The sequence below is a fragment of the Bacillus sp. 7_6_55CFAA_CT2 genome (assembly GCF_000238655.1).
Lineage (GTDB): Bacteria > Bacillota > Bacilli > Bacillales > Bacillaceae_G > Bacillus_A > Bacillus_A cereus.
In genome coordinates this window covers 13,783-28,158 of sequence record NZ_JH414719.1, presented here as the reverse complement: position 1 = coordinate 28,158, position 14,376 = coordinate 13,783, and the positions used below count along the sequence as shown (strand labels likewise).

Below are 14,376 nucleotides of genomic sequence, written 5' to 3'. Positions count from 1 at the left end.
CCCTATTAACGCTCTGTTTGTTTCGCTTCTTCCCATAAAACATCTAACTGTTCTAATGATAAATCTTTCATCTCTTTATTCATTTCAGCTACTTTTGCCTCCATGTATAAAAAACGACCAGTAAATTTCTCATTAGTTGAACGTAACGCCTCTTCTGGATCTATTTTGTAATGACGAGCTATATTAACAAATGCAAATAGTAAATCACCAAACTCACCTAGCATCTTTTTCTCATCCATATTTGTAACCTCTTGTTGGAACTCTTGCCATTCTTCCAAAGCTTTTTCTATCATCGGTTGCACATCAACCCAATCAAATCCAACCTTACCAGCTTTCTTCTGGATTTCATAGGCGCGTAGTAACTGCGGCAAACTTTTGGGAACGCCATTTAAAACAGATTCTTTCACGAATCCTTTTTCTTGTTTTTTAATTTCTTCCCAATTTGCAATCACTTCATCAGCGTTGTTTACATCCGTATTTCCAAACACATGCGGATGGCGACGAACCATTTTCTCAGATAGAGTTCGAATGATATCATCTATAGAGAACCAACCTTCATCTTCTCCGATTTGAGCATGAAGCATAACTTGTAATAATATATCACCTAATTCTTCTACTAAGTGATCATCATCCTCTTCATCGATTGCTTCCAACACTTCATAAGCTTCCTCAATTAAATATTTCTTTAATGATTGATGTGTTTGCTTTTTATCCCACGGACAACCATTTGGACCACGAAGTTCCGCAATAATTTCTCTAAGAACATCAAACTGTTGATACAAGGACGCACGCTCCTGAACTGGCGGCACGTACACACTCGTTAAATTATTCAATTCCGTTTCATGATCTAACATGTACAACGGTACCTTCTTTACTTGTTCAAATGAAGTTCCTGCAGCTGTTACGATATACACTTCATAATCATCTGGTAACATCTCCATTAATGTTAATTTCACATCAGATGCAACGAATGCATCATATACTTGGCAAAAGATTAAATGTTGACGCAGTTCTAATTGCCCTCTTTCAAATGATGTAGCATCAAGTAATTGGAATCCTTCAATCGGATCAATCTTTAGACTTGCAAACATAGGATCAAGGAAACTTTGTCCACCCTCAATTCGCACTTCAACATTTGAAACCTCTCCTTTTTCCAACAGTAGCTGAACTGTTCTTTCTGCTACAAGTGGATGCCCGGGAACAGCATAGATAATTTCTGTACCTTCAGCTTGTTCTAGCAATTTATTCGCAATTGTTTCATATACAATTTCAAACGTATCATGTGCTTCATATACAGCATCAAAAGACGTATATTGTACGCCTTCTTTCTCCAATTCTTCTATAACTGGATGTTCTTTCGTTCTAACAAACAGATGGTCTGCTTCTTTTATTTTTCGATATACACCCATCGTTAGCTGATCTAATTCACCAGCTCCTAAACCTAAAACAGTAATGATTCCACTCACAACCAGTCACCTCTATCCACTCTTCTTCAATGAACCTTCTTTTTTCTCTTGTTTCATAACGGTTCCTAATTCTTTTTTTGTAAATACACGTAATTTCAAAATAAAAAACATATATGTCAATCCGCCAATGGCTACACCTAACAACGCTTCAAGTGTCGCGCTTCCTCTATGTTCCGTATCAATTACTAATCCAGACATCTGTAACACACGTGTGAACATCATTAATACAAATCCCATACAGATACCACTAATTACTATCCCTAACATATTTCGCTTATTGATAAGTGACCCTGATACAGCTCTCGTAAGCAACAAAGTATTTAGTCCAGAGATTATAATTAACGCACATAAAGTCGCAAAGGCTGCACCTTTCACACCAAAATAAGGCATGAATATATAATTTAACGCTAACTTTAAGCAACCTCCAAATACAACAAATAATGCTGGCTTAAACGTTTGCCCCAATCCTTGTAAAATAGAAGCTGTCGTAATTGACAATGAACTAAATAAAATAGATAACGATAAAATAGATAAAACATCTGATCCATCACTGTTTTCAAACAACATAATATTCGTAGGTTGAATAATACAAGTTAGTCCAATAGCTGCTGCAAGTCCAATAACACATGTTATTTTCACTGCTAACTTTACCTTTTCTTGAATAAAGGAAAGATCTCCTCTTTCCTTCGCCGCTGTAATAATCGGAATAAGTGACAACGAGAAAGAAGTCGTCACAACAGTACCTAATTGCATTAGCGGAATACTTCTATCATAAACACCCTTTAATACCTTTGCATTTTCAGCCTGTTCTCCCGCACCAATAAGTAAGCTGTAAAAGGACACTGAATCAGCCATCTGTATAAAAATAAGCACTAAATTACTAACACAAATCGCTAACCCCTGCCAAAAAAGGATTTTAACTATCTTCCTTTTACCCTTAATTCTCGCTGCACTTTTGAAGAATATAGAACGAAAATCTTGACGCATATACAATATAAGTACAATAATCCCAATAAGTCCACCCGCAATTGAGCCTAACATAGCCCCTGCACCAACTGTATATAAATCAAATCCGTGAGCAATTAGGAATAGCGATAAAAATACAATAATAGAAACTCGAATTGTTTGTTCTATTACTTGCGAAACAGCCGTTGGCATCATATTGTTGAATCCTTGAAAATACCCTCTTGCTACAGACAAAAATGGCATCAATAAGAATGAAAATGAAATAACACGTAGTAATTTATCTAAGTGTATATCGCCCATAGCTACCGCAATTGTTTCGGCCCCAAAAAACAATGTAAAGAAGCCTATAAAACCAATTCCTAATAAGAACCAAAAAGATACACAAATAATTTCTTCTGCTTCTTTTTGTTTTCCCCGCTCTAGTCGTTCTGCAACCATTTTCGAAATGATAACAGGAAATCCATAAGTAGCTAAAATTAAACAAAATCCATAAAACGGGTAAATTTGTTGGTAAATATAAAACCCAATATCCCCCGCTATATTTTGATATGGAATACGGTAAAAAGCGCTTAATACTTTTGTAACGAAACTTGCAATCGTTAATATAATAGCCCCACGCCAAAAGGCTTGATACTTCTTCGCTTCCATACAAGAAAACTCCTTTTTCTATTCTCACCTCTCGTATTATATCATAAAGAAAAGAACAAACTCCCTTCCCAACACGGGTAATAATGAGTTCCTACACGTTAAAAATATTCAACGAAAAAAGGTAGCAAAGTGCTACCTTCATTCAATATACATATATCTCCAAATAATTGATTTCTCAAAAAGAAAGATCATAATTAGGAAAGATTGCTACTTCTAAAATCAATATACCCTTACTGTTCCATTTGTTTCGCTAAGAAACTGGCAGCAGTATTAACCGCTTTATGCTCGATCTCGCTTATAATAGCTTCTTTTGAAAAAATAATGACGGCTCCAATCGGATCTCCGTTTGCAACAATCGGTCCAACTGTATAAGAATGAACCTTTTCTGTTACACCATCAATAATGGAAATATCACTTTCATCCGTCATAATAACAGACTTTCGTTCTTCCATCGTTTTTTCAATTAAATCGCCAACACTTTTATTTAAGTATTCTTTTTTCGATACGCCTGATACTGCGATGATAGAATCTCGATCACACACAAGCACATTATGTCCTAAGCTGTCATATAAAGCATCAGCATATTCTTTTGCAAAATCACCTAGCTCACTAATTGGAGAATACTTCTTTAAAATTACCTCTCCATCGCGATCAACAAATATTTCTAGTGGGTCTCCTTCTCGAATACGTAAAGTTCTACGAATTTCCTTCGGGATTACGACCCTGCCTAAATCATCAATTCGACGTACGATTCCAGTTGCTTTCATTCTAATGCTGCCTCACTTTCTACTGATGATCAAAGTGGTGAATTTACCTGTTCATGTAAAAATCACCAACTGTTAGATATAGTATTTTACACATTAGTTCTTCTATGCACGTCGAATTGTATTTTTTTATCTTATTTTAGGCATTTATTACTTCTTTTTTTACATCTGGTAAGCCTTTTAATAAATTTTCAGCAATCGTTAACCACTTCGATGTCTCTAAGCCATTTGTTTTCATAACAATTTTCAATTGTGATCCTTCCATTCCTAAACCGATCATACGTCCAAAACTATTTCCGAGCATGAATAATTTTCCACCATCAATATTTTGACTTGCTTGTTCAGAAAACAGGAATGTTACTTCAAATTTATTCTGCTTAATTAATTCAATTTGTTCTTTCATTGCCAACACTTTAATATTTGCAATTTGTAATAAATAACCAACTTCTTGTGGATAATCGCCAAATCTATCGATCATTTCTTCCTGCAATTCTTCAATATCCTCAATTGCAGAAACACCTCTAAATTGTTTATACATCATAATTTTTTGCTTACTATCTGAAATATAAGCATCTGGTAAGTATGCATCTACCTCTAAGTCAATTTCAACATTAACTATATTTTCAGCACCATCTGTTCCTCTACGCTGTTCAATTGCATCTTTTAACATTTGAGAATATAGATCAAATCCGACAGAATCAATAAATCCATGCTGTTCTGCCCCTAACAAATTACCTGCTCCACGAATAGATAAATCTCTCATCGCAATTTTGAAACCAGATCCAAGTTCCGTGAACTCTTTAATTGCTTGTAGACGCTTCTCTGCAACCTCTGACAGCACTTTGTCACGTTTATATGCAAAGTATGCATATGCAACACGATTAGAACGTCCAACACGCCCACGAAGCTGATACAACTGTGATAATCCCATACGATCTGCATCAAATACAATTAACGTATTTACATTCGGAATATCTACACCCGTCTCAATAATTGTTGTACTTACAAGAACATCATGCTGTCCTTCTAAAAATGATAGCATAACAGACTCTAATTCGCTTTCGTTCATTTTCCCATGTGCGTACGTTACGCGGGCATCTGGAACTAACATCGAAATTTCATCTGCTTTTCTTTCAATATCCTCTACACGGTTATATAGGAAGTAAACTTGACCACCTCTTGCAAGCTCTCGCTCTATCGCCTCTCGCATTAACGCTGGATTATACTCGACTACATACGTTTGGACTGGGAAACGATTTTCTGGTGGTGTCTCAATAACAGATAAGTCGCGCACACCAAGCATAGACATATGAAGCGTCCGCGGAATCGGAGTTGCCGTTAATGTTAATACGTCAACATTCGCCTTCAATTGTTTAATTTTTTCTTTATGTGTCACACCAAATCTTTGTTCTTCATCAATAATAAGAAGCCCTAAATCTTTATAAGTAACATCTTTAGATAAAATACGATGTGTTCCGATTACAATATCTACTGTTCCATCCTTTAAGCCCTTAATTGTTTCATTTTGTTGTTTCCTCGTACGGAATCTACTTAATAAGCCTATATTGATTGGATAATCTTGAAAACGCTCTCGAATTGTTTCATAGTGTTGCTGCGCAAGAATCGTTGTCGGTACTAAAATTGCAACTTGTTTTTCATCCATAATCGCTTTAAATGCCGCACGAATAGCCACTTCAGTCTTTCCATACCCTACATCACCACAAAGGAGCCTATCCATCGGGCGTCCGCGTTCCATATCTTTTTTAATCTCGTCAATAGAACGTAACTGATCCTCTGTCTCTTGGTATGGGAAAGATGATTCGAACTCTTGTTGTTCTGCCGTATCTGGCGTATATGCATAGCCTTTTGAAGCTTCGCGCTCAGCATATAGTTTAATTAGGTCATCCGCAATGTCTTGTACAGATTTTTCAACTTTCGTTTTAACCTTTTTCCAATCATTCCCACCTAATTTGTAAACTTTCGGATCCTTACCTTCAGATCCTACATATTTTTGAACTTGATCAATTTGTTCAATTGGAACGTATAGCTTATCATTACCTTGATATTTAATATTTAAATAATCTTTATGAACACCATTAATCTCTAATGTCTCAATACCTAAAAATTTACCTATACCATGATTTACATGAACTACATAATCTCCAACTTTTAATTCCGAATAACTTTTAATACGTTCAGCATTCGATAGCTTTTGTTTACGTTGTGATTTTTTAACTTTCTTATGAAAAAGCTCCTTTTCAGTAATGACAACAAGCTTTTGCATCGGCATTTCAAATCCTGCATGTAAATCACCTACAGCAATTTGTAACCTTCCAGGCAATAAAATATCTGTACCTTCTACAATATCTGCCTCAATATCATAATCACTTAAAATATGTTGTAATTTTTTCACACGTTCATCATCTGTTCCGAGTACAACAGTCGTAAAATGCCCTTCATTCCATCTATCAATTTCTGTTTTTAACAAATTCATCTGTCCATGGAAATCTTGCATTGTTTTACATGTTACATTAACAATATTTTGCGGATGTGTGTGTGCGATATGACGCAAGAATAACGTTAAATATACAAAACTTCTTTTTTTATGATGAAGAAACCCCTCGAATGGGTGAGAGAAAGATAAATCTTGAATAATTGTTCCTTCACCAAGAAGTGATATATACCATTCCGCCTCTTCTGTTTCAAGATGTGATGCTGTTTCTTGAATACGGGAAATCTCATCTAAAATTACAACACCATCTTCTGGTAAATAATCTATCAGACTAGCAGGTTCTTTATAGAAAATAGATAAGTATTTAAACATCTGTTCTATACTTTGCCCGTTTTTCAACATCTCAATTTCATGACTTACCGTCTCAAGCACTTTAGTCTTTAGTTTATCATCAGAAAGTTTTTGCATCGTCTTAGTCAAGCCTTCTTCAAGATGCTGAATTCCTGATTTTAATTCTTCCTGTGAAAATAAAAACTCTGTTGCCGGACCAAACCTAACGCTTTCTTTTTTACCTTGAGAACGCTGTTCATCCACATCAAATAATCGAATAGAATCGACTTCTGTATCAAAGAATTCAATACGAAATGGTAGTTCTTCAGTTAAAGGATAAATATCTAATATTCCCCCACGCAAACTGAACTCCCCTGGAGCTTCTACCATCGACTTACGTTCATAGCCAATATGATGTAAAGTATGCAAGAGCGCATCTAAATCAATCTCTTGCCCTAGATTGATTTCAACTTGCTTTTGCTTCCACAATTCTTTTATTGGTAAAAATCTACGCAATCCTGCCACTGGCGCTACAATGATTCCATTCTCTCCCGCAGCCAAGCGATTTAACACTTCTATACGTTGCGCCTTCAATTCTGGACTTGCAACTCCAATTTCCGATGCTATCAGTTCATTCACTGGGTATAACCACACATCTTTTTCACCAAGTAACGCCACTAAATCTTCATGTACTTTTTGTGCTTGGTATAAGTTATGTGTCACGATTAATTGTGATTTTTTGTTTTTTTATATAAAGCCGCCATTAATAATGAACGAGAAGACGTTGCCATCCCTGATATAAGTTGTTCTTTTAACCCATCTTCTAACCCATTAATAACCGATTGTATCTCTTCATTTTTATAAAATTGCTCTAATAAACCTATCATTTTTAAAACTCCTCTCAACATAAAGAGCAAGTCATTCTATTTTATGCAAATATTTTGGAAAAGGAAAACAGAAAAATGCTTTGGACATGCCAAAGCGACAACATTTTATTGCAGAAATTTTTCATACTCATAATACTCAGGATAAGATGCGAGCGTTTCTTGACACGATTCACAAATCGTTTTTATATATATATTTCCATTCTCATGAAAATGAATCATTTCTACTACTTCTTGCTCCGTTAGTTGAAATAAAACGTCGCTATATACTTTTTCTGCGTTAATGGAGCCTACATTACCTCCGCAGTGTCTGCAATAATAATACCCTTCCATACTAGCCTCCTAAAAATTCAATTACTACTAGTATGGGTAAAACAAAAGAGAAATATTCCCAATCTCATTTTTAACTATTGAAAGTATTCATGATTTGAAGAAAAGGCTTATTTAGCCACTCTTCACATGCATCCGCTGCTTTTTCAATAGAATGGTTAACATCCGCAATCTCTTCAGATGTAAAGCGTCCTAATACATAATCGACTACCTTCATTCCATTTTTCGGGCGGTCAATTCCCATACGGATACGTTGAAATTCTTGTGTTCCTAAGTGCGAAATCGTTGACTTTACACCATTATGTCCACCAGCACTACCTTTCATGCGAAGACGCAATTTACCTACAGGAATGTCTAAATCGTCGTACATAACAACGAAGTCCTCAACATCAATTTTATAATAATCCATGAGTGGACGAATACTTTCCCCAGATAAATTCATATATGTTAGCGGCTTTAATAAGATTACCTTTTCTCCATTAACAAACCCTGCACCAAATACACCTTTAAATTTTTGTTCATTCAAAGAAATGTTCCAACGCTTCGCAAGTTCATCAATGGCCATAAATCCAATATTATGCCTTGTTAATTCATATTCTCTACCTGGGTTCCCAAGTCCTACTATCAATTTCATTCTTGTACCACTACTTTCTTTTTTCGATACGAAAAGACGTAACCAATTTTGGTTACGTCTCATTCTATCCAATTAATTGAATAATACACTCACAGATTCTTCTTCGTATACACGAATGATTGCTTCTCCGATTAATGGAGCAACTGAAAGTTCATGTACTTTGTCGATTTTCTTCTCTTCTGGTAATACGATAGAGTTCGTTACAACTAACTCTTTAATGTTTGAATTTTGAATACGCTCAATTGCTGGACCAGATAATACTGGGTGTGTACAGCAGGCATATACTTCAGAAGCACCGTTCTCAACAAGAGCGTTTGCTGCTAATGTAATTGTACCAGCTGTATCAATGATGTCATCAATTAAAATCGCTGTTTTGCCTTCAATATTACCGATAATGTTCATTACCTCTGAAACGTTCGGGCGAGGACGACGCTTATCAATAATAGCGATTGGCGCTTTTAGACGATCTGCCATTTTTCTCGCACGAGTTACACCACCATGATCAGGAGACACGATTACGATATCTTTAAGACCTTTTGTTTCAAAGTAATCAGAAAGAATCGGTACACCCATTAAGTGGTCGATTGGGATATCAAAGAACCCTTGAATTTGTGGAGCATGTAAATCTAGAGTGATTACACGAGTTGCACCTGCTGTTTCAAGCAAGTTTGCTACAAGTTTCGATGTAATTGGTTCACGAGAACGCGCTTTACGGTCTTGACGCGCATAACCATAGTAAGGAATAACAATATTAATTGTTTTCGCAGATGCACGTTTTAATGCATCGATCATAATAAGTAATTCCATGATATGTTCGTTTACTGGGAAGCTTGTAGATTGAATAATGAATACATCGCAACCACGGATACTTTCTTCAATGTTAATTTGAACTTCTCCGTCACTAAAACGATCAACAGAACATTTTCCTAGTCCTACTCCAATATGCTTTGCAATCTGCTCAGCAAGTTCCTTATTAGAGTTTAAAGAGAATACTTTCAAATTAGAATTTAGATATTGAGTCGACATCTAGATTAACCCTCCACATTATTATGATTTTTTCTTATTCAGCAATTGATCAACATAGTCTTCTTTGTTAACTTGACGTGCACGTGCTACCGATAATGCTTTTGATGGAACATTCTCTGTAATTGTAGAGCCTGCCGCCACATAAGCACCATCTTCAACTGTTACTGGAGCAACAAGGTTTGAATTACATCCAATAAATACCCCATTACCAATCACAGTTTTGAATTTATTCTTACCGTCATAGTTCACCGTAATTGAACCACAACCAAGATTCACGTCTTCTCCAACTTGTGCATCCCCGATATAACTCAAGTGTGAAGCTTTACTTCTATTACCAAAGACAGTTTTTTTGATTTCCACGAAGTTTCCAACGCGTACTTCGTCTCCAATAACTGAATCTGGGCGAATATGTGCAAATGGACCAACCGATACTTCTGTACCAAGCTTACTATCATGTACAGTAGATTGTCGAATTGTCGTACGATCTCCAATTTCACTATCGCGAATTACTGTATGCGGTCCAATTTCACAATCAGAACCAATTACAGTGTTCCCCTCAATAATTGTTCCTGGATGAAGAACTGTATCGCTACCGATAATTGCATCAGCAGAAATATAAGTGTTACTTGGATCAATAATTGTAACACCATTTACCATGTTCTTTCGATTGATACGGTTTTTCATAATAATTTCCGCTTGCGATAGAGCGACTCTGTCGTTAACACCTAACGTTTCATCGAACTGCTCTGTTTGATAAGCTGATACGATATGACCTTCATTTTTTAAAATCTCAATAACATCTGGAAGGTAATATTCACCTTGCACGTTATCATTTGAAACTTTAGAAAGTGAAGCAAATAAAGCCTTATTATCAAAACAATACGTACCTGTATTGATTTCTTTAATAGCTAATTCTTTCTCATTTGCATCTTTATGCTCAACAATCTTTTCAACATGACCATTCTCATTACGAACAATACGGCCATATCCAGCAGGCTCTTCTATGTATGCTGTTAGCACCGTCGCCATTGCTCCTGCTTCTTTATGTTGCTGAAGTAATGCTTCCATTGTTTCAGCAGTTATTAGAGGCGTATCACCACAAATAACTAAAGTTGTTCCTTCTTCATTTGCAAGTACATTTGCAGCTTGATCTACAGCATGTGCTGTACCAAGTTGTTCTGCTTGTAATGCAAACTCACTTACGTTCCCTAGCTGTTCTTGTACCATTTCAGCACCATGTCCAACAACCGTTACAAGTTTCTGCAATCCTAATTGAGATACTTGATCGACTACGTGTTGTACCATAGGTTTTCCACATACAGGATGCAGCACTTTGTATAGCTTTGACTTCATACGTGTGCCTTTACCTGCAGCTAGAATCACTGCAAATCTGTTTGACATATAGACCCTCCATCGCAACCTATTTATCCATTAAAGATATTATCCTAAATCATCATATATTTCAAGAAACACATTTTAACTATTAAATTTTACCATAATTCTTATAAGATGTTTTACTCTTTAGTATCTTTTTTAAGAAATAAGCTATACTATTTAAAATGATTTTGAAAAAATTAGTAGTTTCTTCTTTTTATGTTAATAAATTATGAAGTTTCCAAATATAAAGCAAAAAAAAAAACAAACCCCTGTAAATGCTTACAGGAGTTTGCTACAAAATTATAAGGCTTTTTGTCAAAAGCCCTTTTCATTCGAATTTTACGAAGCACCTGCTTCTTCAAACTCAACCTCTTCTAACTCGCCTAAACGATGATACTCTGTTAAAACCGCATCTTGAATTTTAGAGCGTGTACCAGAATTAATTGGATGTGCAATGTCACGGAACTCTCCATCTGGAGTACGTTTACTTGGCATTGCTACAAATAATCCATTATTACCATCAATTACACGAATATCATGAACAACAAATTCATGGTCTAGAGTAATAGAGGCAATTGCTCTCATGCGGCCTTCTGTGTTTACGCGGCGTAATCTTACGTCAGTCACTTCCATCTTGTGTTCACCACCCTTTTCTAAATAAGCGATATATTTGTATAAATTCCACAAATTTTCTATTTTCCCTTTAATTTTTTAAAAATTTTTAAGATAAAAATTTTTAAAGTAGTTGAATATAGAGATTAGTGGAGGTTATCGCTTACAAAAGGTTACTTAACTAGGGCGATTACTTCAATTTCAACGGAAACATCTTTCGGTAATTTTGCTACTTGCACACAAGATCGAGCTGGTTTATGAGTAGAGAAATAAAAGCTATACACTTCATTCACAGCATTAAAATCATCCATGTCCTTTAAAAATACTGTTGTTTTTACGACTGTATCAAATGAAGCACCTGCTTCCTCTAATACCGCTTGTAAATTTTGAAATACTTGTTCTGTTTGTACTGTTACATCTCCTGTTACAAGCTCCCCATTTGCCATCAATGGAATTTGTCCTGAGCTATAGAACATGTTATTTACAATAATCCCCTGTGAATAAGGTCCAATTGCTTGTGGTGCCTTGCTTGTTTGAACAACTTTCATACTTTTCACCCTTTTATTATTTATTTTACTCTTTAAAAATAGTGTACGAAAGGCAGTTTGTCCATCTATTTTATAATCTATAAATAAAATAAAAAAGATAGAGCTATCTGCTCTATCTTTTATTCCGCCTCTACAAGCCCTTCATCAAATGGCGCAAGAGAATAATTCCCTTTTTCCACTTGAATCGTTTTTTCTTTCACATCAACTTCCGATAGACGAATTAATGATACAAAATTATTAATTAGTCGTTCTTCAATATCTGTGGATTCTACTAATACACCAATACCAACAACATTAGCCTTGAATTCTTCTAGCATACTCATCATACCTTGAATTGTTCCGCCAGCTTTCATGAAGTCATCAATAATTAAAACATTCGACCCTTCTGGAAGACTGCGTTTTGCTAACGTCATTGTTTGAATTCGTTTAGAAGAACCCGACACATAGTTAATACTAACAGTCGGACCTTCTGTTACCTTATTATCTTTCCTTGCAATTACAACTGGTACATCTAAGTAATTTGCCACTGCATAAGCAAGTGGAATCCCCTTCGTTGCCACCGTCATAACTGCATCAATTGGTTGCCTAGCAAAAACAGAAGCAAACAAACGACCTGCGCCATTAATATGGCGAGGATTACTCAATAAATCTGTCATGTATAAGTAACCGCCAGGCAAAATACGATCTGGGTTTTCAAATAAGCCACAAAGCTCATCAATAATTAGATCTGCCTCTTCTTCACTTATATACGGTATATATTTCACTCCTCCTGCTGCTCCTGGTATCGTTTGCAATGTGCCGACCCCTTGTTGTTCAAACGTTTGCTTAATAATAACTAAATCTTCACTAATGGAAGACTTAGCCGATTGATACCTTTCAGCAAAAAAAGTGAGAGATACTAGCTGACGAGGGTTTTGTAGCAAGTAATAAGTCATATCGACTAATCTTGTACTTCTTCTAATTTTCATACTCTCACCTCAAATCACGAATATTCTAAACAAATCATAACGTATTATACGTCTTTATTCAAGCGTTTCTCGCTCTCCTAATAAACGTACCGCATAGACTTGTTCACAAAATCCTTTTAATCCGTTATAAATGCGATGCATTCGTGAATCATGGTGTACAAGTCCAAATACAGTTGGACCACTTCCACTCATTAATACAGCATCCGCTCCAAATCGCTTCATCTGTGATTTAATACGGGCAACTTCAGGATGCATTCCAAATGTTACATCTTCTAAAACGTTACCAACAGTATCACAAATTCCTTTATAATCACCAGAATTTATGACATCAACCATTTTATCTACATTTGGATGTGTAACTCGATTTAACTTTAAATTTCCATACACATCAGCAGTAGATACACCTATATGTGGTTTCGCTAAAATAACCCAACAAGAAGGCGGAGTCTTTATATGCTCAATTTTCTCTCCTCTTCCAGTGGCAATTGCTGTGCCTCCGTATACACAGAACGATACATCTGATCCAATTTCTGCACCAAGCTCTGCTAACTCATCAATTGTAAGCCCTAAATTCCATAATTTATTAAGACCACGTAATGTCGCTGCTGCATCACTACTTCCACCTGCTAATCCAGCTGCTACTGGAATCGTTTTTTCAATAGTAATAGATACACCTTTTTTTACATTAAACTTCTCTTTTAATAATTTCGCTGCCTGATAAGCTAAATTTCGTTGGTCGTCTGGGACATACCGATTATGGGATAAAATTTCAATACGGTCTTCTGCTAACTCCGTTAGTTCTAGACGATCTGCTAAATCAATGGTTGTCATAATCATTTTCACTTCATGATATCCGTCTTGTCTTTTTCCCAGTACATCTAACGACAGATTAATCTTTGCTGGTGCTTTCACTAGTAGCTTCAATCTATTCACCCACTCTATGTACTCAATCTTTTATCGTTTATTTTACCATAAATTTATAGTAAGACGATGACACTTCCCTAATTATAACGAAAAGCATTCAGAATGAAACTACTTATGTAAAATGATGGAACCTTTTAGAGTACAAAAAGCCGAGGAATGTCTCCTCGGCTACCGTAGCATAGAAAGTATCTTACAACTACTGGTTTCGTTTCATTAATTGCTGTTCTGCAATTTCTATAGCACGTTTCACCATGTTACCAGCATCTTTCGCACGAATTCCGCCCCATCCTTCTTTCTGAACAACATCATAAAAGCCAAGCTCTTTTGCTAGCTCTTCTTTAAATTGGTTTGACATGACACCTCTTCGTCTACTCAATGCAGAGTCCCTCCTTATTTTGCTACGGTATAGTTAGTATGCAAAATAATATAGCTTTTCATTTATGGGAA

General features: G+C 35.8%; 12 protein-coding genes and 1 pseudogene. All 13 read right to left on the bottom strand.

The annotated features are described in order from the left end of the window. Window positions 1-5: 5 nt before the first annotated feature. The gene (gene yabN / locus HMPREF1014_RS28505) at window positions 6-1,466 is read right to left on the bottom strand and encodes a bifunctional methyltransferase/pyrophosphohydrolase YabN (protein ID WP_000014279.1); all 1,461 of its coding nucleotides are present in this window, start codon (window positions 1,464-1,466) and stop codon (window positions 6-8) included. 12 nt (window positions 1,467-1,478) lie between these two features. Beyond that, entirely contained in the window at window positions 1,479-3,080 is a 1,602-nt protein-coding gene (locus tag HMPREF1014_RS28500) for a putative polysaccharide biosynthesis protein (RefSeq protein WP_000387590.1), read from the bottom strand. Between the two features lie 230 nt (window positions 3,081-3,310). After that, entirely contained in the window at window positions 3,311-3,847 is a 537-nt protein-coding gene (gene spoVT / locus HMPREF1014_RS28495; RefSeq protein WP_000648302.1) for a stage V sporulation protein T, read from the bottom strand. A gap of 136 nt (window positions 3,848-3,983) precedes the next feature. Continuing rightward, window positions 3,984-7,513: pseudogene (mfd, locus tag HMPREF1014_RS28490) on the bottom strand (transcription-repair coupling factor). Between the two features lie 105 nt (window positions 7,514-7,618). Continuing rightward, the gene (locus HMPREF1014_RS28485; RefSeq protein ID WP_000399438.1) at window positions 7,619-7,843 is read right to left on the bottom strand and encodes an anti-sigma-F factor Fin family protein; all 225 of its coding nucleotides are present in this window, start codon (window positions 7,841-7,843) and stop codon (window positions 7,619-7,621) included. Window positions 7,844-7,913: 70 nt separating this feature from the next. Further along, entirely contained in the window at window positions 7,914-8,474 is a 561-nt protein-coding gene (gene pth / locus HMPREF1014_RS28480; RefSeq protein ID WP_003311537.1) for an aminoacyl-tRNA hydrolase, read from the bottom strand. 72 nt (window positions 8,475-8,546) lie between these two features. Beyond that, a complete protein-coding gene (locus HMPREF1014_RS28475; protein ID WP_000107420.1) occupies window positions 8,547-9,500 on the bottom strand; it encodes a ribose-phosphate diphosphokinase in 954 nt (317 codons plus the stop codon). 21 nt (window positions 9,501-9,521) lie between these two features. After that, window positions 9,522-10,901: a bifunctional UDP-N-acetylglucosamine diphosphorylase/glucosamine-1-phosphate N-acetyltransferase GlmU gene (gene glmU, locus HMPREF1014_RS28470; protein WP_000071033.1), complete on the bottom strand. Its 1,380-nt coding sequence runs from the start codon at window positions 10,899-10,901 to the stop codon at window positions 9,522-9,524. A gap of 315 nt (window positions 10,902-11,216) precedes the next feature. Next, window positions 11,217-11,510: a septation regulator SpoVG gene (gene spoVG / locus HMPREF1014_RS28465; RefSeq protein WP_000454041.1), complete on the bottom strand. Its 294-nt coding sequence runs from the start codon at window positions 11,508-11,510 to the stop codon at window positions 11,217-11,219. 152 nt (window positions 11,511-11,662) lie between these two features. Continuing rightward, window positions 11,663-12,037 (bottom strand): RidA family protein, encoded by a 375-nt coding sequence (locus tag HMPREF1014_RS28460; protein WP_000869810.1) that lies wholly within the window; start codon window positions 12,035-12,037, stop codon window positions 11,663-11,665. 119 nt (window positions 12,038-12,156) lie between these two features. Continuing rightward, window positions 12,157-13,005, bottom strand: coding sequence for a pur operon repressor (purR, locus tag HMPREF1014_RS28455; RefSeq protein ID WP_000702466.1), 849 nt, complete (start codon window positions 13,003-13,005; stop codon window positions 12,157-12,159). Window positions 13,006-13,059: 54 nt separating this feature from the next. Then, window positions 13,060-13,929 (bottom strand): 4-(cytidine 5'-diphospho)-2-C-methyl-D-erythritol kinase, encoded by an 870-nt coding sequence (gene ispE, locus HMPREF1014_RS28450; protein WP_000772104.1) that lies wholly within the window; start codon window positions 13,927-13,929, stop codon window positions 13,060-13,062. A 196-nt stretch (window positions 13,930-14,125) separates the two neighbouring features. Further along, window positions 14,126-14,305 carry an acid-soluble spore protein SspF gene (gene sspF / locus HMPREF1014_RS28445; protein WP_002094215.1) on the bottom strand — a complete coding sequence of 60 codons (180 nt, stop codon included), beginning with the start codon at window positions 14,303-14,305 and terminating at the stop codon, window positions 14,126-14,128. Window positions 14,306-14,376 lie beyond the last annotated feature (71 nt).